We start from the raw sequence: 19,975 nt of genomic DNA on the forward strand, positions 1-19,975 counted from the left end.
GCAAGGATCGCCCATGCCCGTTCACAAGGTGCTCGTCGTCGGCGGCGGCATCACCGGAAGCGTGCTGTGTCTCGCGCTCGCCCAGCGCGGTGTCGAGGTGGAGCTGGCCGAGATCTCACCCCGGTGGTTCGGGGTGGGCCATGGCATCACCATCCAGGGCAACGCGCTCAAGGCACTGCGTTCGGTCGGCGTGCTGGACCGGGTGCTGGCCCGGGCGGTGCCGTTCGACCTCATGCGGCTGCGCCGGGCGGACGGCGGTCTGATCACCGAGCTGGAGACCCCGCACACCGGTGGTGCGGACCTGCCGTCCACGGCGGGCGCGCTCCGCTCGGACCTGCAGAACGCGCTGTGCGACGCGGTGTACACGCACGGCGTCACGGTCCGCCTGGGGCTGAGCGTCGAACACCTCGACCACTGGCCCGATCACATCGACGCCACCTTCACCGACGGCTCGACCGGCCGCTACGACCTGGTGGTCGGCGCGGACGGCATCAACTCGGCGCTGCGCGCGCTCATCGGCATCACCACGCAACCCCGCCCGGTCGGTATGTCGATCTTCCGGGTGGTGGCAGGGCGGCCCGCCGAGATGGACTGCGCCGAGGTGTACTACGGCGGCCCGCGCTACAAGGCGGGTTACAGCCCGATATCCGGCGACCAGTGCTACGCCTACCTCCTCGACGAGAACCTGGACGCCTCCCTGATCGGCCCGCATGCCTCGCTGGACCTGCTGCGCGAGCGCGGCGCCGGGTACGGCGGCACCTGGGGGAGGATCATCGCCTCGCTCCCGGACGACACGGCGGTGGACTACCGCTGGATCGAGACGGTGCTGGTCGACGAGGACTGGCACCGGGGCCGGGCGATGGTGATCGGCGACGCGGCGCACGCCTGTCCGCCGCTGATCGCGCAGGGTGCCGCGATGTGCATGGAGGACGCGGTGCTGCTGGCCGAGCTGGTCACCACCGACGAGCCGGTGGAGCGGGCCCTGGCCCGGTTCATGGCCCGGCGACTGCCGCGGGTGCGGATGGTGCTGGACAACTCCCTCCGGCTCGCCGAGTGGGAGATCCACCCGGAGACCCCGGGCGCCGACCCGGCGCGGATCATGTCGGAGACACTCTCCTCGCTGACGGTGGCCGCATGAGCGCGCCCGTCGTCGACTTCCACGGCCACCTCGCGGTCCCGGGGGCCGACGCCCTGGTGGCCGGCACCGAGGGCTTCGCGGCCGAGCTGGCCGCCGAGCAGCGCGCCCACTCCCCCGCGTCACTGGCCGCCAACCGGAACCAACTCAAGCGGCTGGCACCAAAGTTGACGGACACCGGCGCCCGTCTCGCCGACCTGGACGCGATGGGCGTCGACGTCCAGGTGGTCGGCCCGATGCCCATGCACCACTACTGGGCCGGCCCCGAACTGGCGGTACGAGTGGCCCGTACCGTCAACGAGGCGGTGGCCGCGCACTGTGCCACCGCGCCCGAGCGCCTCCACGGCCTGGGCACGGTACCGCTCCAGCACCCGGACCTCGCGGTCGCCCTGCTGGACCAGGCGGTCACCGAGCTGGGCCTGCACGGCATCAGCGTCTCCACCGCCGTGGCGGGCCGCGAGCTGGCCGACCCCGCGCACGACGAAGTCTGGCTGAAGGCAGAGGAGTTGGGTGCGATTGTCTTCGTGCACCCCTGGGGCTGCTCGCTCGGCGAGCGGCTCGCCACCCACTACCTCGGCAACACGGTCGGCCAGCCCACCGAGACCACGGTCGCGCTCTCCCGGCTGATCTTCACGGGGGTCCTGGACCGCTTCCCGCGGCTGAAGCTGGTGGCCGCGCACGGCGGCGGCTACCTGCCGACGTACATCGGCCGCTCCGACCACGCCTGGCGGGTACGGCCGGACGCGCGCGGCTGCGCCGAACCGCCCAGCTCCTATCTGCGCCGGATGTGGTTCGACGCCCTTGTCTACACCCCGCGCGCGCTGCGCCACCTGGTCGAGGAGGTGGGCGCGGACCGGGTGGTGCTCGGCACCGACCACCCCTTCGACATGGGGGTGACAGACCCGGTGGCGCGGCTCGACGCGGCCGGTCTCGACCCGGTCGCGCGGGACGCGATCGCCGGGGGCAACGCACTGGAACTGCTGCTGAAAGGACAGGTCCGATGACCGTCGGTCCCATCGAGGAAGAACTCGCCAAGGCCCGTGCCCTGTACCGCAACTGGGGCCGCTGGGGCGAGGACGACGTGCTGGGCACGCTGAACTTCGTCGACGACGCGATCCGCGCGCACGCCGCCGGGCTGGTCCGGCGCGGCCGTTCCTTCTCGCTGGCGCAGGAGTTCAACGAGTCGGGCCCGCAGCGCGGCTTCCGGGGCCGGATCAACCCGGTGCACTACATGCGGGACACCGGCTCCGACGCGGCGGCCGGCACCCAGGGCTTCCCGCACGGTTTCGGCGGCGCCGACGACCATGTGCTGATGCCGCTCCAGGCCTCCACGCAGTGGGACGGGCTGGGCCACATCTACGACAACAAGCAGGCCTGGAACGGCCGGCCGTGCACGATCGTGGGCGGCGACGGCGACTCCGTGACCGGTATCGAGCACATGCGGGACGCCTTCACCGGCCGCGGGGTGCTGCTCGACGTGGGCCGGGCGGTCGGCGACGCGCACGGTGAACTCCCGGACGGCTTCCCGATCCTGGAGGAGCACCTGCGCACCACCATCGAGGCGCAGGGCGCCACGTCGAGCGTGCGCAGGGGTGACATGGTGCTCCTCCGCACCGGACAACTGGGCCGGGTGCGGCGGCTCGGCGAGTGGGGCGGGTACGCGGCGGGGGACGCGCCCGGCCTGTCCTTCACCACCCTCGGCTGGCTGCACCGCACGGAGATCGCGGCCATCGCCTCCGACACCTGGGGCCTTGAGGTACGGCCGTACGAGTTCGCCGAGCCGGCGATGTCGCCGCTGCACCAGATCGCCATCCCCAACATGGGCCTGCCGCTCGGCGAGATGTGGGACCTGGAGGCCCTGGCGGAGGACTGCGCGGCCGACGGAGTCCATGAGTTCCTGCTGGTCGCGGCGCCGCTGCCGGTGACCGGCGCGGTCGGTGCCCCCGTCAACCCCATCGCGGTCAAGTGAGCCGCCCGGTGACCGCGATCAATCGGGGGACGACCCCCGAACCCCCGGACGAGAAGCGCTTCTCCGGCACCCTCCACCTCCCCGGTGACGAGGACTTCGAGGACGCCGTGTACCGGCGGGTCTTCAACGCCCGCCGCCCTGACGACCGCATCCCCGCGGCCGTGCTCGAGGCGGCCACCGAACGGGACGTCGTCGAGGGCGTCCGGCTCGCCCTGGAGCGCGGCTGGCAGGTCGCCGTGCGCTCCGGCGGGCACAGCTGGGCCGCCTGGTCGGTACGCCGGGACGCGCTGCTGATCGACCTCGGCGGCTTCCGCGAGATGGCGTACGACCCGCGGACCGGAATCGTCACGGCCACTCCCAGCGTCCAAGGCGGCGACGAACTCAACCCGTATCTCGGCGAGTTCGGGCGGTTCTTCAACGGCGGGCACTGTCCGTCGGTGGGCATCGGCGGTTTCCTGCTCCAGGGCGGGCAGGGCTGGAACGCGCGCGGCTGGGGCTGGGCGGCCGAGAACATCGTGGCGATCGACGTCGTCACGGCGGACGGCGAGCTGGTCCGGGCCGACGAGACGCGGCACAGCGACCTGTTCTGGGCGGCGCGCGGTGCGGGCCCCGGTTTCTTCGGGGTCGTGACCCGCTTCCACCTGCGTACCCGCCCGCTCCCCGGGCACCTGGCGCACACCGTGCACGCCTACCCGCTGGACCTCTTCGACGAGGTCATGACCTGGTTGCACCACACCCATCACACCGTCTCCGACCTGGTGGAGATCGTCGCTCTCACCCAGACCCCGCCCGATCTCGACGGACCGGTGCTGCTGGTGACGGGTGTGGCGATGACGGACACCCCTCAGGAGGCGGCCGAGGCGCTCGCGCCCCTGCACGCCAACCCGTACGCCGACCGGGCCCTGTTCCGGATCGAGGCCGAACCCACCACCTTCGCGGAACAGTTGGCCGGGCAGCGCGCCGCCAACCCGGAGGGTCACCGCTACTTCGTCGACAACGCCTGGCTTTCCGGCACCGCCGAGGAGGTCGTCCCGGCGATCCGCAAGGCGTTCACCGAGCACCCCACCCGGGGGACCTTCACCATCTGGTTCTCCATGGCCCCGCTGCGCCGACTGCCCGACATGGCCTTCTCGTTGCAGTCCGAGATCTACTGCGCGAGCTATGTCGTGCACGACGAGCCGGAGCGGGACGCGGAGCTGCGCGGCTGGCTGGACGGGGCGATGGCGGCGATGCGGCCGGTGACCGTCGGCCAGTACCTGGGCGATTCCGACTTCACGGTACGGCAGTTGAGGTTCATGGGCGACGAACAGTGGCGGCGGCTGAACGAGATCCGGGCCGCCCGTGATCCCCAGGGCGTGTTCGCCGGCTATCTGAGCGCCGGGACCGTCACCAACACCAACCACTGGGAGCAGTGAGCCATGCGTTTCGCGACATACGAGCACGAGGGCGAGGAGCGCGCCGGTGTGGTGTGGGACGGGGTGATCCATCCGCTGCCCGAGGGGGTGAGCCTCCTGACGCTGATCGAGGCGGAGGTGCTGTACGCGGCCGGCATCGAAGCCCTCGATGTGCCAGGCGGGTTGACGGTGGATCAGGTACGGCTGCTGCCGCCGCTGAAGCCGCCCTCGATCCGGGACTTCGTCGGGTTCGAGGCGCACATCGAGGGCGTGTCGAAGTCGCTGGACGGTCTGGAGCGGGTGCCCAAGGAGTGGTACCGGGCGCCCAACTTCTATTTCACCAACCCGCACGCCGCCTACGGCGCGCACGACGACGTGCCGGTCCCGGCGGGCTGCTCGGTGCTCGACTTCGAGCTGGAGGTCGGCGCGGTCATCGGCCGCAGCGGCCGCGACCTCACCCCCGAGCGGGCCGGGGACCACATCGTCGGCTATCTGGTCTTCAACGACTGGTCGGCCCGTGACCTGCAGAAGCCGGAGAAGAACCTCGGGCTGGGCTTCTCCAAGGGCAAGGACTTCGCCCACACGCTGGGCCCCTACCTGGTCACCGCCGACGAGGTGCGGGACCGGCGGGATCCGGACGGCTTCCTGGACCTGGAGATGACGGTCACCCTGAACGGGGAGCTGATCGGCCGGGACACCCTCGCCAACGTCTCCTGGACCTTCGAGGAGATGATCGCCTACGCCAGCCGGGACGCCTGGGTACGGCCCGGTGACATCCTCGGGTCCGGCACCTGCGGCTGGGGCGCGCTGGCGGAGTTCTGGGGCCGGCTCGGGGAGCGCACCCCGCCCCCGCTGAAGCCCGGCGACGAGGTGACGCTGAGCGTCGAGGGGCTCGGCACGGTGTCCAACCGGATCGTGCCCGGGCGGGCGGACGCGTACCTTCCGCGGGCCCGCAAGAGGGGTCGCACACCCCGCCCCTAGCACCCGAAGCTGTGGGGGGCCTGTGGTGCGCGCGCGCCCCCCACCTGGGGGTATCCGGTGCCCGGATGCCTGGCATCGGATCTTCCTGAGAGTCGCCCCGCCCCCCTTCCTCGACGGCCGTCCGCTGGTTAACCTCCCGTTTCACCGAAGCTTCAATGACGTGGCCGGCCGGAAGGGGACACCCGTGGGTCTCGGAGCGATCGATCTCAATCTTCTGGTGGCACTGGAAGCGCTCCTGGAGGAGAAGAACGTCACCCACGCGGGGGTACGGCTGTCCACCAGCCAGTCCGCGATGAGCGGCTCGCTGGCCCGGCTGCGCCGGCACTTCAACGACGAGCTGCTGATCCGGGTGGGCCGCGAGTACGAGCTGACACCCCTCGCGGAGCGGCTGCTGCCGGTCGTCCAGGGCTCGCTGCAAAAGGCCGAGGAGGCGCTGTCGCTGACCCGGCACTTCGACCCCGGACGCAGCCGCCAGCGGTTCTCCGTGGTCATGTCGGACTACGTGATGACGGTGTTCGTGGAGCCGCTGCTGCGGGTCATCGCGGCCGAGGCGCCGGGGGTGCGGATCGACTTCCACCCGATCGTCGACGGCCAGCTGGAGACCGAGACGCATCTGCGCTGCCACGACCTGATGATCGTGCCGCTCGGCTACCAGCTCCCCGGGGTCAGCGAGGCCGTGATGCACGACCGGTTCGTGTGCCTCGTCGACCCGGACAACCCGCGCCTGGTGGACGGCCGACTCACCCTTCGGGACCTCGCGGAGATGCTGCACGCGGCCTGCGCCATCGGCAAGAGCCACACCCCCGCCGAGCGCCAGTTGGAGACCCTCGGGATCACCCCGAAGGTCCAGGTCAGCACGCCCGGCTTCAGCGTGCTGCCGTTCCTGGTGAGCGGCACGGACCTGGTGGCGATGGTCCCGGAACGGCTGGCCAGGCGGTACGAGGGTTTCGCGCGCTGCGCGGTCGTACCGGCGCCGTTCCCGGACGTGCCGCTGGTGGAGGCCATGTACTGGCACCACAACCGGCATGCCGACCCGGCCCACCGCTGGCTGCGGGACACCGTGCGCAGGGTCGGGGCGGCGCTGGGCGAGGAACCTCCCTGCGAGATCGCCGACGTGGATGGCAGCCATCCCGAGAGCGCGTTTCCGCAGCTGTCCGCGGCTTCCTAGCGTGGGCGGCAGGACATCCCGCACGCCCCCCTCGGAGGACATCGTGGAAGCCGTGAGCCGCACGCGCCTGGCAGGCCGTACCGTCGTCGTCACCGGAGCCGCACAGGGCCAGGGAGCCGCGGAGACGGCCGCGACCGCCCGGGAGGGCGCCACGGTGATCGCGACCGACGTGCTGGACGAGGCCGGCGAGAAGCACGCCGCCGCCCTGCGCTCCGACGGCCTGGACGTCCGGTATGCCCGTCTGGACGTGACCTCGCCGGAGGACTGGGCGACGCTGGCCGCCTCCCTCGACGTCGTGCACGGTCTGGTGAACAACGCGGGCATCCCGATGCGGGCCCGGCTCGGCCAGGTCGAACTCGCCGACTGGAACCGGGCGTTCGCCGTGAACACCACCGGCGCCCTGCTCGGCATCCAGGCCCTGGCACCGCTGATGCCGGCGGGCTCCTCGATCGTGAACGTCGGTTCGGTCGCCGGGCTCACCGCCCATCACGCGGTCGCGTACACGACCAGCAAGTGGGCGCTGCGGGGCCTGTCCAAGGTGGCGGCCCTGGAGCTGGCCCCGCGCGGCATCCGTACGAACGTCATCCACCCCGGCTACATCGAGACCCCGCTGATGGCCACCGCCAACCCGGTGTTCGTCGCCGCCCACCTCGCCATGACGCCCCAGGGCCGCCCGGGCACGGTCGACGAGGTGGCGCCGCTCGTCGTCTATCTCCTCTCCGACGAGGCGTCGTACGTCAACGGCGCGGAGATCACCGTCGACGGCGGTTACTCGGCGCACGGCCCGGTGAAGGCGATCACCGACGCCCTGGACCGGGGCTGAGCGTCAGCTTTTGAGCTGCTCCAGCGTGGACCTGGTGTCCGTCTTCAGCCAGTCCGTCACGTCGTCGAGTGTCGGCGGGTCGGTGTCGCTGTCGTACGAGGAGAAGTACGCGCTGTAGTACATGGTGTACGTCATCCAGCCGTCCCGCACCGCGAGCGTGGCGTACCGCGAGCCGCTGGTGGTGGAGCCGTTGCTGGTGTCCTGGGTGACCAGGTAGGCCTCCTCCCCGATGCCGCTCACCGGGCTCACGTCGTAGTCCGTGTGGCTGTCGCCGTACTTCTTCCAGGTGGCCGTGAACTCCGGCCCCGGGTCGGTCTTCTTGTGCAGGTCGACCGTCATGGTGAGATAGGCGTCCCCGTAGCTGGAACCGGTCTTCTTGAGACTGAGACTGCAGTAACTCTCGTCCAGCGCCGGGTCCTTCAGCACGTTCTTCGTCGGGGACGAGTCGTCGACGGGGTACTCGTCCTTGAACGACGAGTAGTCCGCGCCGGAGCAGAGGTTCGCGGGCGCCTGGTAGCCGCGCAGATCGGCGCCGGTGCCGAAGCCGCCGGTCAGGAAGATGCCGCCCGCCCAGGCGGCGGAGGCGACCACCGCCCCCACGACGGCCCACAGCACGGCTCTCCCGGCCGCGTTCCCGCCCGCCGACGGCGGTGGTGGGGCCGGGGGCGGGTAGCCGTAACCGGGCTGTACGGCATAGGGGTTGGCCTGCTGCGTGCCCTGTTGCGGGGGCGGCGCGGACTGGTTGACGAGGGTCGGCTGGGCGTAGGGGTTCTGCGGGGGCGGCGACTGCGGGTTCGGATACGGGTACGCGGTCGGCTGGGGTTGTTGGGGCGGCACCGCCGGCGACTGGTCCGGCTGCTGAGGGGGCTGCTGGGGCTGCTGGGGCTGCTGGGGCTGCTGGGGAGTCGACGGCGGTTGCTGCGGCGAGGACGGCGGCTGCTGCGGTGGCGTGGACATGTCGTGAAGATAAGGCATTACCAGACATCAAGTCCCCTCCCGGCCAGGACCGTTATGGATTGCGGACATCCGTTGCCCTTCCACGACCTCCTGACGGCACCGGAGTTGACCACATGTCAGAAGGCCGGGGCGCAAGCCCCGGCCTTCTCGTCGTGTCCGTGGTCAGGCGGACGCGGGCTGCACCGGCAGCTGGGCCGTCGCTCGCGCGGTGTTCTTGCGGACCAGCAGCAGGGTGACCAGCGCGCCGAGCAGCGAGGCGCAGCCGCAGATCACCACGCCCAGGGCCATGCCGTGCGCGAGGGCGTCCTGCGCGGCGGCCCTGGCACTGTCGCTGCCCGCGTTGACCACCGCGAGCGGACCGGCGGCGGCCTCCATGCCCGCGTCGGCGCCGCTCAGCTTGCCGACCAGCGCGGAGGAGGCCGCGCTCATCGCGATCGTGCTGATCACGGCGGGCCCGAGGCCCTGGCCGAACTCGCGGACCAGGCTGGTCGCACCGCTCGCCATGCCGGTCATCTCGATCGGAACGGCGTTCACGGCGGCCGACGTCAGCGAGGAGACCACACAGATGAAGCCGATGCCGAGCAGCAGTACCGGGCCGATGAAGGCGGCGAGATCGGTGGTGGTGATGGGCAGCGCGGCGATCCAGAACTGGCCGGCGGCCATCGGCAGCAGACCGCCCATCAGCAGCCAGCGCGGCTCGACCCGGGTGAGCATCCTGCTGAGCACGGGTGCCAGGAGCAGCGGGATGAGCTGGAGGATCACGAACGGCATGCCGGCGCGCAGCGCGCTGAGGTGCATCACCGCGCCGAGCCGGATGGAGACGCAGTAGGCGGTGCCGATGAAGCCGAACATGCCGGTCAGCGCGACCACCGCGGCCGCGGCGAACGACGGGATCTTCAGCAGCTCCAGATTGAACATCGGGGACTCGGCGCGGTTCTCCGCGACCACGAAACCGACCAGCGCGACGGCGGCGAGCACCAGCGCGAAGACGATCGAGGGGCTGCTCCAGCCGCGGTCGCCGCCCTCGATGATGCCCCACAGCAGGGCGGTGAGGCCGACGGCGATGCTGATCTGCCCCGGCCAGTCCAGGGCCCGGCCCTCGGGGGCCTTGGAGTCGGTCACCAGCGCCCAGCAGGAGACGCCGACCGCGATGCCGAGGACGACCGGTGGCACGAACGCCCAGCGGAAGTCGGCGACCGTGGCGAGGATGCCGGAGGAGAGCGGGCCCACGGCGGAGGCGAGGGAGATGCTCAGCGCCCAGATCGAGACCGCCTTGGCGCGGTCCTTCTCACCGGGGGTCGCGGCCGCGATCACGGCGAGGGAGCTGGGGAACAGCGCGGCTGCGCCGACACCGGCGAGAGCCTGGCCGATCCAGAGCATGGTGATGTTCTGCGAGGTGACGTTGAGGAGTTCACCGACCGCCAGCACGAATCCGCCGAGCACCAGCAGCCGCTTACGGCCGAACAGGTCGCCCACCACACCGAAATTCAGTTCCAGAATCGCGGTGGGCAGAATGAAGGCCGAGGTGACCCAGGCGACCTGTGATCCCGAGGCGCCGAACGCGGCCTGTATTTCCCCGTTGATGGGCGAGGGAACGGTAATGCACAGCTGCGCGGCGGCAACTGCCAGACAACAGGCCACGAGCGTGCCCACGTCCAGTTTTCTCACAGCGTTGGTCATTCCGTACTCCATCTCACGGGTCAACAGTGGTGCCGCGTTCTATGAGTTCGATGAGATTTCCCTCTGGGTCCCTGACCCAGGCCATCCGCACCCCCGGTTCGGGGGACGGGCCGGGTTTCAGCACCTCGCCCGCCCCGTGTGCCACCAGGGCGGTGTACACGGGGTCGAGTTCGGGGGTGGTGACCGCGAAGTGCCCGTACCCCTCGGTGAGGGCGGCGGTCATCGGGTCCGGTGCCCTGAGGCCCGGCGCGGACCCGGGCCTGGCGAGGAGTTCGATCCGCCAGCCGTGCGGGTGTTCCAGGACGACACCGCTCAGGCCGGGTCCGTCGAGGCGGAACTCGAAGACGGTCCCCAGGCCGAAGGCCGTCCGGTACCAGGCGAGTTGGGCGGGCAGGTCGCGTACGTTGACGCCCACGTGGTCCAGCCGTGCGTGCATCGGCGCTCAGCCCGCCATCGCGCTGTCGCCGCCGTCGACCATGAGGTTGGCGCCGTTGACGAAGGCCGCCTCGTCGGAGCAGAGGAAGGCCGCGGCACGGGCGATGTCCTCGGGCTGCCCGATCCGGCCGACCGGGTTCCGCGCCTCCAGCCGGCCCTTCGGGCCGTCCGGGTCGTCGAGGAAGGGGGCGGTGGCCGACGTGCGGGTCATGCCGGGGGCGATGGTGTTGACGCGGATGCGGTGCGGGGCGCCGGCGGCGCACAGGTGCTTGCTCATGGCCAGCACCCCGCCCTTGGCGGCACCGTGCGGCACCATCGGCATGAAGGGCGCGCCGCGCACGGCGGCCACCGAGGCGACGTTCAGGACGGCCCCGCCGCCGCGCGCGACCAGGTGCGGCCAGGCGGCCCGGGTGCAGAAGTAGGGGATGTCCAGCTCGTTCCTGATGGTGAAGTACCAGTCCTCGGCCGGCATCGTCTCGAAGGGGCCGTTCCGCAGCGCGGAGGCGTTGTTGTAGAGGATGTCGATCCCGCCGAACTCCTCGATCCCGGCCTCGATCCACTCCCGCGCCCCGGTCTCGGTGGAAAGGTCGACCGGTGCCAGTGAACGCATCACGCCGCCGGACTTCTCGACGAGTTCGACGGTTTCGGCGGCGCTCTTCTCGTCGATGTCACAGCCGAATACGGTGGCGCCCTCCGCCGCGAATACCTGTGCCGCGGCCCGGCCGATTCCAGCCCCCGTTCCACTGATGAAAGCGATTTTCCCGGCCAGTCGACCCATATTCGCCAAGTCCCTTGTCCCATGCCGCCGAAGTGCGGTGGTGGCAGCGTAGGTAGGACCTATGACCAGAACAAGAAATGCGTCAGGGAAGGGCTATCGGGGGTTCGTATGGCTGGTATGCGGCTCAGACGCCCAGGCGAACCGGGAGGGCGCGGACGCTGTTGCCGACGAGGCCGGCCTCCCGGGCGAGGCCGTCCTCGGGCACGGCGAGGTCCAGAGCGGGGAAGCGGTCGAGGAGCCGCTCCAGGGCCATCGTGGCCTCCAGCCGGGCCGGCGGGGCCGCGAGGTCCAGAGCGGGGAAGCGGACGAGGAGCCGCTCCAGGGCCACCGTGGCCTCCAGCCGGGCCGGCGGGGCACCCAGGCAGTAGTGGGCGCCCTGGCCGAGGGAGAGGTTACGGACGGCGTCGGGGCGGGCGGGCCGGGTGACGTCGAACGTGTCGGCGTCCGGGCGGTGCGCGGCCGGATCGCGGCCGGCGGCGGAGTAGCCGCGCCAGCACTGGTGTCCCCTCAGGGATCACCGTGCCCGCTCGGTGAAGTGCCGCGCGTTCTTGGCGACTTCGGGGTGCTGGAGGAACTCCTTGAGCGTCTCGTGCCCGAGTACGGCCATGCCCTCGGCACCGCCCGGCAGCACGACCGGCACCCCGGAGCCGCGCGCCGGCAGCCTGGCGTTGTCGGCGTGCGGACAGCCGCCGGCGGGGTTCAGCAGGTGCGGCACGGGCGAGGTCTCCACCGCGGCGACTGGCGGGCGTGGTACACGGGCACGGCCGATCGTAGGCGCACCCGAGCCGCCGGGATGCGGGGTTCCCGGCCACTCAGGTCCGGGAACCGTCCGGGAATATCGGTGACCGGTGGCATGTTGACGACCACGGAACGCCGGGTATAGTGCGATGAGCACCTGTGGTCGCCCCCTCTTCGGGCGCCGGTGCCGTTCCCTCTCCTCCAGCCGCTTCGGCCGTCGCTTTCCGATCGGCTCGCCGGCTTCTCCGCACCACCTCGTGACCAGGGCTTTCCGTGTCGTTCCCGAGGTGTCGTTTCCCGCCGCACGGAGGCCTGTGTGTACGCCTCCCGCTCGCGGCCCACTCCCCCTTCTCTCCTGTCTTTCCGTCCTCGAAAGGACCACCTCTCATGACCACCACACTCGAACCTCCCGTACAGCAGCAGGCCCACAACGCCGTCCGGCCCGTCACCGGTGTCCTCGACATCGACGCGGGCGGGAAGGGGCAGCTGCGGGCCCCGAACTGCGTGTCCTCCCCAGCCGACCCCCAGGTCTCCGCCGCGCTGATCCGCCGTCACGGCCTGCGCAAGGGCGACCTCGTCGAGGGCGTCCGGGGCAACCAGCGCACCCTGACCGAGGTCACGCGCGTCAACGGCCGTACGCCCGAAGAGCTGCGCGGCCGACGTCACTTCCGCGATCTGACCCCGCTCCACCCGCACCAGCGGATCCGCCTCGAACACCCCGCGTCGGGGCTCGCCGGACGGGTCACCGACCTGCTCGCCCCCGTCGGCAAGGGGCAGCGCGGGCTGATCGTGGCCCCGCCGAAGACCGGCAAGACCGTGCTGCTCCAGCAGTACGCGGCCGCCGTCGCCGGCAACCACCCGGAGTGCCACCTCATGGTGCTGCTGCTCGACGAGCGCCCCGAGGAGGTCACCGACATGCGGCGCTCGGTCCACGGCGAGGTGTACGCCTCCACCTTCGACCGTCCCGCCAAGGAGCACATCGCCCTCGCCGAGCTCGTCGTCGAGCGGGCCAAGCGGCTCGTCGAGGACGGCCGGGACGTCGTCATCCTTCTGGACTCCCTGACCCGGCTGTGCCGGGCCCACAACAACGCGGCCGCCTCCAACGGCCGTACCCTCAGCGGCGGCGTCGACGCCGGCGCGCTGCTCGGCCCGAAGCGGTTCTTCGGCGCCGCCCGCAAGGCCGAGGAGGGCGGCTCACTCACCATCCTCGCCACCGTCCTGGTGGACACCGGCTCCCGGGCCGACGGCTACTTCTTCGAGGAGCTGAAGGGCACCGGCAACATGGAGCTGCGTCTGGACCGCGAGCCGGCCTCCCGGCGGGTCTTCCCGGCCGTGGACATCGCCCCTTCCGGCACCCGCCGCGAGGAACTCCTGCTCACCCCGGCCGAGTTGACCGCCGTACGCGGCCTGCGCCGGGCCCTGCAGAGCCGCGAGGGGACCCCCTCCGGCCTGGAGACACTCCTTGAGCGGATGCGTGAGACGCCGGACAACGCCACCTTCCTGCGCCGCGTCCAGCCGACTCTGCCGGCGGGCTGACACCGGAGCCGAACATGCGGCATCCGGGTTGCTCAGGGCGTCCATCCGGCCCAGGCTGCGCGCCGGACGCCGACTCCCTTCCTACGTTGATCGTATGACGATCGGATTCTCTGACCGATTCCCTCGCCGGGCGGCGGTGTCGACCTGTGCCCTCTGCGCGGCGGGCCTGCTGGCGCTGACGTCCGGTACCGCCGCCGCGGGCACCGTGGCGCGGGACCCGGCCCCGCCCCCGCGGGCGGTGGTGCCCGGGCCGTCCCTGCTCTACCACTCCGGCACCCAGGTACGGCCGCACTCCGGGGTGCCGGAGGTCCCGGACGTCTCCGCGCTCTCCTGGCTGGTCGCCGACGCGGGCAGCGGCCAGGTGCTGGCGGCGAACGAGGCGCATCACGAGCTGCCGCCGGCCAGCACGCTGAAGACCCTGTTCGCGCTCACCGTGCTGCCGGTCCTGCCGGCCGGTCTGGAGCACCGGGTGACGCCCCAGGAGCTGGCGGACGTCGAGGAGGGCAGCAGCCTGGTCGGCGTCGAGAAGGGCCACACCTACCGGGTGGCCGACCTGTGGCGCGGGGTCTTCCTCAGCTCGGGAAACGACGCCGTGCACGTCCTGGCCGCACTCGCCGGGGGCTGGGACCGCACCGTCACCCTGATGCAGGCCAAGGCGCGTGCCCTGGGCGCCCTCGACACGCACGTCGAGTCCCCCGACGGCTACGACGCACCGGGGCAGGTCTCCTCGGCGTTCGACCTGGCGGTGTTCGGCCGGGCCGGACTGCGCAACCACGACTTCGCCCGGTACTGCTCCACCGCCGCGGCCCGCTTCCCGGCCGGCGACGGCTGGTCGTTCGGCATCGAGAACACCAACCGGCTGCTGACCGGCCTGGACGGTGTGCCGCGCTATCCCGGCCTGATCGGGATCAAGAACGGCTACACCACCAACGCCGGCAACACCCTGGTCGCCGCCGCCCGGCGCGGCGGGCGCACCCTGCTCGTGACGGTGATGAACCCCCAGGACGGCGGCGTGTACGACGAGGCCCGTCAGCTGCTCGACTGGGGTTTCGAGGCGGCCGGACGGGTCGACCCGGTGGGCTCGCTGGACGCCCTGCGGGCCAGGCCGCGTCCCCAGTCGGGGCCGAGTACCGTGCCGATGGCGGCGGCCACCGCGCCGGAGGACGACTCCGGCTGGTCCGACACCGCCATGGCCGCGGGCTTCGCGGTACTCGGCGTGGGCGCCGTGACCCTCGCGATGCGGCTCAGGGGCGACCGCTCCGCACGGGACTGACCGGTCGGCAGGCCCAGCAGCAGACCCAGGGTGATCCAGGTGTAGATGTTGCTGCCGAGGAACCCGTCGATGCCCGAGGCGTCGTCGAACCACAGCCACACCACGCTCGTGCACATCACCGCGTAGAGGGCGCCCGCGATCCGCGGGTACCCCGCGCGGGCCAGCAGGGCGAACGAGGGCAGCGCCCACACCAGGTGGTGCACCCAGGTGATCGGGCTGACCAGGCAGGCGGCGAGTCCGGTCAGCGCGAAGGCGGCCGTCCAGTCCCCGGCCGCCACCGCCTTGCGGGTCCGCCACGCCCACACGGCCAGTGTGAGCAGCACGGCCGTCGCCCACAGCGGCTTGTCCGGATGGCCGAGCCGGGCCAGTACGCCCTGCAGCGACTGGTTCGACACATAGTCGAGCCGGCCGACCCGGCTGGTGTCCCAGAGGGCCTGCGTCCAGTAGAAACGGGACGCCTTCGGGTCGGCCCAGGCGGCGAGCCCGGTGGCGGCGAGCGCCACGGCTGTGGCGACACCGGCCGCACGCCACCTGCGGCCGATCAGCAGCATGCCGATGAACAGCGCGGGGGTGAGTTTGATCGCGGCGGCGAGCCCGATGCCGATCCCGGCCCAGCGGCCCCGCCCACTGCGCAGCAGACAGCAGTCCGCAAGGACCAGGGCGAGCAGGATCAGGTTCACCTGGCCGAAGCTGAAGGTGTCCCGCAGCGGCTCGAAGAGCGCCAGCGCGCACAGGACCAGCGCCCAGCGGTACCAGCCCCAGCGCCGCCAGCCCGGCCCGGCCAGGATGCGCAGCACGAAGGCGAGCGCGGCCAGGTTGACCAGCAATGACGCCGCGATGGCCAGGTGCAGCCCCACCAGCGCCATCGGCAGCATGCCGACGGCGGCGAACGGCGGATAGGTGAAGCCGTACGTCGTCCCGGGCACCCGGTAGTCGTAGATCCGCCCGCCGTGGTGCACCCAGGTGTGCACAGTGCCGTAGTAGACGCGCAGATCGAACCAGTCGCGCAGCAGCGGCACGGTGGCCGTGAACGCGGTCACGGCGGCGACGAGGACCAGGACGAGCAGCAGTCTCCCCCGGTCGGTACGCGGTCCTCTCATGCCGTACGTCCCACGGCCGGGGCCTGCGCGGCCTGGTGGGCCTGCCAGAGCACGACCACGCCCAGCACTCCGCCGGAGACGGCGAGGATCAGCTGGCCGATGTCGGCGGAGCCGCCGCTGGGCAGCACCGCGAGAGCGAGCACTCCGGTGACGGCGGCCACCCGGTGCCGTACCGAGGTGCTGGGCGCCGCTGCCGCTATCAGGAACAGGCCCCAGATCGCGTACCAGGGCCGGATCGCCGGTCCGAAGGCGGCGACCGCGGCCAGGCTCAGGCCGAGGGCGTAGATCGGGCGGGGCCGCAGCCGGACCCATATCAACAGCACGGTCACCGCCGTGAGCGCGAGCCCGAGCAGATGCCAGACCGGCACGGCCAGCGGCGCCAGATCGCTCCCGAGGTGTTCCAGGAGCGCGCCGGTGGCCCGGCCGAGCAGGCTGCTGAGCGCCCAGTTGTGCGCGGAGACGGGCGTGTCGAGTGCCCTGATCCACCCGTACCCGGTCCCGGCGACGGCGGTCGCGACCACCGTCGTGGCGCCGGACGCGGTCGCCGTCAGCAGGGTGGCGCCCACCGGGCTGCGGCCCTTGCGCGCCTGTACGACGATGATCGCGAGCAGCCCCAGTGCGGCCGGTGCCTTCACCAGTGCCGCGAGCGTGACGAGCACGGCTCCGAGGATCGGCCAGCGGCCGAGCGCCGCGACCAGGCCGAGGCCGAGCAGACCGAGCATGATCGCGTCGTTGTGGGCGCCCGCGACCAGGTGCAGCAGCACCAGGGGATTGAGGGCGCCGAGCCAGAGCGCGGCCGCCGGGTCGGCGCCGCTGTGCCGGGCGAGCCGGGGCAGCGCGGCCGCCATCAGGCCGACGCCGAGCAGGGCGACCAGCCGCATCCCGAAGAGCCCGGCCGGGAGTTCGCCCCGGGTCAGGCCGGACAGCAGCGAGGCCACGCCCATGAACGCGGGGCCGTACGGTGCGGCGGTGTTCTGCCAGACCGGGGCGACCTCGTCGGCCAGCGGACCGCCGAGCTGCGCGGGTCCCGCCGTGTAGACGTCCATGTGCGCGTCGACCATCGCGCCCTGCGCGAGGTAGCTGTACACGTCCCGGCTGAACAGTGGGGGCGCGAGCAGCAGCGGGGCCGCCCAGACGGCGAGGACCAGCAACAGCTGGCGGGGGCTGGGCGGTTCGCCACCACGCACGAGGCGGCCCAGCAGCAGCCACGCCGCGATGAGCAGCACGACGCCGAAGTAGACCCCGACCAGGCCGAACGCCGCCTGCACCGAACTGGGCGCGAGCAGGTCCTCCACGGGGAGGGCGCCGGCGGTCTCACCTCCCAGGGCGAGGAACGCGGTACCGGCCAGGCCCAGGACCTGGCATCGGCGAAGATCGACGGGAAAAGCCATGGCCAACACTGGCTCAGCGTGTCAAGGGTGGGTGGCCAGAAAGCGACGGGGCGTTTTCTTGGGAGAGACCTGGCTGTGACTGGCCAGTGATTCGCTGTCGGGCGCGGGTCGGTGGTGGACGGTCGCGGCCACGCGGCGGAGCCGCACATCTGTACAGCCCCGCGCCCCTTGCGGGGCGCCACAGCCGCGCGTCTAGAACACCGACAGACCCGTGAGTGTCGTGAATCTGTCCAACGCCGCCACTCCCGCCACCGAGTTGCCCCGTTCGTCCAGACCCGGGCTCCACACACAGATCGCGCATCGTCCCGGCACCACGGCGATGATCCCGCCCCCGACCCCGCTCTTCCCCGGCAGCCCCACCCGATACGCGAAGTCGCCCGCCGCGTCGTACGTCCCGCAGGTCAGCATGACCGCGTTGACCTGCTTCGCCTGGCTGCGGGTGAGCAGACGGCTGCCGTCGGCCCGGATGCCGTGGCGGGCCAGGAACGTGGCCGCCAGGGCGAGGTCGGCGCAGGAGGCGGCTACGGAGCACTGGCGGAAGTACTGGTCGAGGAGGACCGGGACCTCGTTGTCGATGTTGCCGTAGGAGGCCATGAAGTGGGCCAGGGCGGCGTTGCGGTCGCCGTGCTGGGACTCGGAGGCGGCCACCCCCTTGTCGAAGTCCAGGGCGGCGTTCCCGCTCTCGGCGCGCAGAAAGGCGAGGAGCTCGCCGGCCGCGTCTCCGGTACGGGTCTGGAGGCGGTCGGTGACGACGAGGGCGCCCGCGTTGATGAAGGGGTTGCGCGGGATGCCGTTCTCGTACTCCAGCTGGACCAGGGAGTTGAAAGGGTTGCCGGAGGGTTCGCGGCCGACGTGCTCCCAGAGTTCGTCGCCCTCGCGGCCCAGGTCGAGGGCGAGGGTGAAGACCTTGGTGATGGACTGCGTGGAGAACGGCTGCCGCCAGTCGCCCACGCCGTAGACCGTGCCGTCCAGCTCGGCCACGGCCATGCCGAAGCTGCGGGGATCGCAGGCGGCGAGCGCCGGTATGTAGTCGGCGGGCCGCCCGCGGCCGGGCGTCCGCTCGATCTCCTCCGCGATCCGCTCCAGGACCGGCAGAAAGGCTGGGGACGACGTCATTGTCATGATCACCATTGTGCCTCCGAGCCGGCCCTGGTGCGTACTCGCAGGTCAGACGAGGGGTGAAGCGCTGCCGGCGACGACCTCGGGACGCAGCAGGTCGGCGAGCCGCTCGGCGGGCAACAGACCCTTCTCCAGGACGAGTTCGGCCACACCCCGGCCGGTGACGAGGGCCTCCTTGGCGATGTCGGTGGCCGCCGTGTACCCGATGTACGGGTTGAGGGCGGTGACCAGGCCGATGGAGTTCTCGACGGTGGCCCGCAGCACCTCCGTGTTGGCGGTGATGCCGTCGACGCACCGCTCGGCCAGGGTCAGGCAGGCGTTCCGCAGATGCGTGATGCTCTCCGACAGGGAGTGCAGGATGATCGGCTCGAACGCGTTGAGCTGGAGCTGCCCGGCCTCGGCGGCCATGGTGATGGCGACGTCGTTGCCGATCACCTCGAAGGCGACCTGGTTGACGACCTCGGGGATGACCGGGTTGACCTTGCCGGGCATGATCGACGAACCGGCCTGCACGGGCGGCAGATTGATCTCGCCGAGCCCCGCGCGCGGCCCCGAGGACAGCAGCCGCAGGTCGTTGCAGCTCTTGGAGAGCTTGACCGCGATCCGCTTCAGCACGCCGGACATCTGCACGAACGCACCGCAGTCCTGGGTCGCCTCCACGAGGTTGGCGGCCGTGACCAGGGGCAGCCCGGTGATCTCGGCGAGGTGCCGGCGGGCCGACTCGGCGTATCCGGCGGGCGCGTTGAGGCCGGTGCCGATGGCGGTGGCCCCCAGGTTGATCTCATGGATCAACTTGACGGCCTCGTCAAGACGGCAGCGATCCTCGTCAATCATGACGGCAAAGGTCGAGAACTCCTGACCGAGCGTCATGGGAACCGCGTCCTGCAACTGTGTACGGCCCATCTTGAGCACGTCACGGAACTCGACGGCCTTACGGCCGAAGGCGTCCTGGAGTACGGACATCGCCTTGAGCAGTCCACGCACCGCGAAGACCGTCGCTGTCTTGACGGCGGTCGGGTAGACGTCGTTGGTCGACTGACCGAGGTTGACGTCCTCATTGGGGTGCAGGTACTGGTACTGCCCCTTCCGGTGGCCCAGCAGCTCCAGCGCCCGGTTGGCGACGACCTCGTTGGCGTTCATGTTCGTCGAGGTCCCGGCACCGCCCTGGATGACATCCACGACGAACTGGTCGTGCAGCTTGCCGTCCCGGATCTCCCGGCAGGCGGCGACGATCGCGGCGGCCTTCGCGGGCGCCAGCAGCCCCAGCTCCTCATTGGCGAGCGCGGCGGCCTCCTTGACGGCGGCCAGGGCGTCGATCAGATGCGGGTAGGCGGAGATCGGCGTCCCGGTGATGGGGAAGTTCTCGGTGGCACGGAGAGTGTGTACACCCCAGTAGGCGTCGACGGGAACATCACGGTCACCGAGCAGATCGTGCTCGCTTCGGGTGACGAGGGCGGTGGTCATGAGGGGAGGAGTTCCTCTTTCGGAGGGAGTGATT

The 19,975-nt window shown here is 71.4% G+C and carries 16 protein-coding genes and 2 pseudogenes; 9 read left to right on the forward strand and 9 right to left on the reverse strand.

What is annotated here, in order from left to right; genetic code table 11:
* The first annotated feature begins 13 nt into the window (after window positions 1-13).
* The 7 genes from AB0D59_RS15000 to AB0D59_RS15030 all read left to right on the forward strand — a co-directional run bounded on the left by AB0D59_RS15000 (window position 14) and on the right by AB0D59_RS15030 (window position 7,470).
* Window positions 14-1,138, forward strand: coding sequence for an FAD-dependent monooxygenase (locus AB0D59_RS15000; protein WP_362564893.1), 1,125 nt, complete (start codon window positions 14-16; stop codon window positions 1,136-1,138).
* Entirely contained in the window at window positions 1,135-2,139 is a 1,005-nt protein-coding gene (locus AB0D59_RS15005) for an amidohydrolase family protein (RefSeq protein ID WP_362564895.1), read from the forward strand. The genes AB0D59_RS15000 and AB0D59_RS15005 overlap by 4 nt, the downstream gene beginning before the upstream one ends.
* Window positions 2,136-3,104: a cyclase family protein gene (locus tag AB0D59_RS15010; RefSeq protein ID WP_362564896.1), complete on the forward strand. Its 969-nt coding sequence runs from the start codon at window positions 2,136-2,138 to the stop codon at window positions 3,102-3,104. The genes AB0D59_RS15005 and AB0D59_RS15010 overlap by 4 nt, the downstream gene beginning before the upstream one ends.
* A gap of 8 nt (window positions 3,105-3,112) precedes the next feature.
* A complete protein-coding gene (locus AB0D59_RS15015) occupies window positions 3,113-4,519 on the forward strand; it encodes an FAD-binding oxidoreductase (protein ID WP_362564898.1) in 1,407 nt (468 codons plus the stop codon).
* Window positions 4,520-4,522: 3 nt separating this feature from the next.
* Window positions 4,523-5,479 carry a fumarylacetoacetate hydrolase family protein gene (locus AB0D59_RS15020; RefSeq protein ID WP_362564900.1) on the forward strand — a complete coding sequence of 319 codons (957 nt, stop codon included), beginning with the start codon at window positions 4,523-4,525 and terminating at the stop codon, window positions 5,477-5,479.
* Between the two features lie 184 nt (window positions 5,480-5,663).
* Entirely contained in the window at window positions 5,664-6,647 is a 984-nt protein-coding gene (locus tag AB0D59_RS15025) for a LysR family transcriptional regulator (protein ID WP_362564902.1), read from the forward strand.
* A 52-nt stretch (window positions 6,648-6,699) separates the two neighbouring features.
* Entirely contained in the window at window positions 6,700-7,470 is a 771-nt protein-coding gene (locus AB0D59_RS15030; protein WP_362564904.1) for an SDR family oxidoreductase, read from the forward strand.
* Between the two features lie 3 nt (window positions 7,471-7,473).
* Here the strand turns inward: AB0D59_RS15030 and AB0D59_RS15035 are convergent, their stop codons facing one another.
* The 5 genes and pseudogenes from AB0D59_RS15035 to AB0D59_RS15055 form a co-directional block, all read right to left on the reverse strand.
* Complete coding sequence (locus AB0D59_RS15035; protein WP_362564906.1) at window positions 7,474-8,427, reverse strand: hypothetical protein; 954 nt, start codon at window positions 8,425-8,427, stop codon at window positions 7,474-7,476.
* Window positions 8,428-8,589: 162 nt separating this feature from the next.
* A complete protein-coding gene (locus AB0D59_RS15040; RefSeq protein ID WP_362564908.1) occupies window positions 8,590-10,107 on the reverse strand; it encodes an MFS transporter in 1,518 nt (505 codons plus the stop codon).
* Window positions 10,108-10,120: 13 nt separating this feature from the next.
* Complete coding sequence (locus AB0D59_RS15045; RefSeq protein ID WP_362564909.1) at window positions 10,121-10,543, reverse strand: VOC family protein; 423 nt, start codon at window positions 10,541-10,543, stop codon at window positions 10,121-10,123.
* Window positions 10,544-10,549: 6 nt separating this feature from the next.
* Window positions 10,550-11,320, reverse strand: a complete 771-nt coding sequence (locus AB0D59_RS15050) for an SDR family NAD(P)-dependent oxidoreductase (protein ID WP_362564910.1) — start codon at window positions 11,318-11,320, stop codon at window positions 10,550-10,552.
* Window positions 11,321-11,444: 124 nt separating this feature from the next.
* Window positions 11,445-12,050, reverse strand: a pseudogene (locus AB0D59_RS15055) (cytochrome P450).
* A gap of 395 nt (window positions 12,051-12,445) precedes the next feature.
* Between AB0D59_RS15055 and rho the strand changes: the two are divergent.
* Together rho and AB0D59_RS15065 are read left to right on the forward strand one after the other, a co-directional pair.
* Window positions 12,446-13,594, forward strand: a complete 1,149-nt coding sequence (gene rho, locus AB0D59_RS15060; RefSeq protein ID WP_362564911.1) for a transcription termination factor Rho — start codon at window positions 12,446-12,448, stop codon at window positions 13,592-13,594.
* 94 nt (window positions 13,595-13,688) lie between these two features.
* Window positions 13,689-14,681: pseudogene (locus tag AB0D59_RS15065) on the forward strand (serine hydrolase); the annotation flags it as partial.
* On the opposite strand, the gene AB0D59_RS15070 reads toward AB0D59_RS15065, so the two are convergent.
* The 4 genes from AB0D59_RS15070 to aspA form a co-directional block, all read right to left on the reverse strand.
* Window positions 14,624-15,967 carry a glycosyltransferase 87 family protein gene (locus tag AB0D59_RS15070; protein WP_362564913.1) on the reverse strand — a complete coding sequence of 448 codons (1,344 nt, stop codon included), beginning with the start codon at window positions 15,965-15,967 and terminating at the stop codon, window positions 14,624-14,626. The pseudogene AB0D59_RS15065 and the gene AB0D59_RS15070 sit on opposite strands and share 58 nt — an antisense overlap.
* Window positions 15,964-17,358 carry a polyprenol phosphomannose-dependent alpha 1,6 mannosyltransferase MptB gene (gene mptB / locus AB0D59_RS15075; RefSeq protein ID WP_362564915.1) on the reverse strand — a complete coding sequence of 465 codons (1,395 nt, stop codon included), beginning with the start codon at window positions 17,356-17,358 and terminating at the stop codon, window positions 15,964-15,966. The genes AB0D59_RS15070 and mptB overlap by 4 nt, the downstream gene beginning before the upstream one ends.
* Before the next feature lie 192 nt (window positions 17,359-17,550).
* Window positions 17,551-18,489 carry a glutaminase gene (locus tag AB0D59_RS15080; RefSeq protein WP_362564917.1) on the reverse strand — a complete coding sequence of 313 codons (939 nt, stop codon included), beginning with the start codon at window positions 18,487-18,489 and terminating at the stop codon, window positions 17,551-17,553.
* Between the two features lie 36 nt (window positions 18,490-18,525).
* The gene (gene aspA / locus AB0D59_RS15085; protein ID WP_362564919.1) at window positions 18,526-19,941 is read right to left on the reverse strand and encodes an aspartate ammonia-lyase; all 1,416 of its coding nucleotides are present in this window, start codon (window positions 19,939-19,941) and stop codon (window positions 18,526-18,528) included.
* Between the last annotated feature and the right edge of the window lie 34 nt (window positions 19,942-19,975).

The organism is Streptomyces sp. NPDC048417, from assembly GCF_040651615.1.
GTDB lineage: Bacteria > Actinomycetota > Actinomycetes > Streptomycetales > Streptomycetaceae > Streptomyces.

Bases quoted from the DNA above. Each gene is read 5' to 3' on its own strand.
- AB0D59_RS15000 (WP_362564893.1), top strand. From the start codon at position 14: ATGCCCGTTCACAAGGTGCTCGTCGTCGGCGGCGGCATCACCGGAAGC.
- AB0D59_RS15005 (WP_362564895.1), top strand. From the start codon at position 1,135: ATGAGCGCGCCCGTCGTCGACTTCCACGGCCACCTCGCGGTCCCGGGG.
- AB0D59_RS15010 (WP_362564896.1), top strand. From the start codon at position 2,136: ATGACCGTCGGTCCCATCGAGGAAGAACTCGCCAAGGCCCGTGCCCTG.
- AB0D59_RS15020 (WP_362564900.1), top strand. From the start codon at position 4,523: ATGCGTTTCGCGACATACGAGCACGAGGGCGAGGAGCGCGCCGGTGTG.
- AB0D59_RS15035 (WP_362564906.1), bottom strand. From the start codon at position 8,427: ATGTCCACGCCACCGCAGCAGCCGCCGTCCTCGCCGCAGCAACCGCCG.
- AB0D59_RS15040 (WP_362564908.1), bottom strand. From the start codon at position 10,107: ATGACCAACGCTGTGAGAAAACTGGACGTGGGCACGCTCGTGGCCTGT.
- AB0D59_RS15045 (WP_362564909.1), bottom strand. From the start codon at position 10,543: ATGCACGCACGGCTGGACCACGTGGGCGTCAACGTACGCGACCTGCCC.
- AB0D59_RS15050 (WP_362564910.1), bottom strand. From the start codon at position 11,320: ATGGGTCGACTGGCCGGGAAAATCGCTTTCATCAGTGGAACGGGGGCT.
- rho (WP_362564911.1), top strand. From the start codon at position 12,446: ATGACCACCACACTCGAACCTCCCGTACAGCAGCAGGCCCACAACGCC.
- AB0D59_RS15070 (WP_362564913.1), bottom strand. From the start codon at position 15,967: ATGAGAGGACCGCGTACCGACCGGGGGAGACTGCTGCTCGTCCTGGTC.
- mptB (WP_362564915.1), bottom strand. From the start codon at position 17,358: ATGGCTTTTCCCGTCGATCTTCGCCGATGCCAGGTCCTGGGCCTGGCC.
- AB0D59_RS15080 (WP_362564917.1), bottom strand. From the start codon at position 18,489: ATGGTGATCATGACAATGACGTCGTCCCCAGCCTTTCTGCCGGTCCTG.
- aspA (WP_362564919.1), bottom strand. From the start codon at position 19,941: ATGACCACCGCCCTCGTCACCCGAAGCGAGCACGATCTGCTCGGTGAC.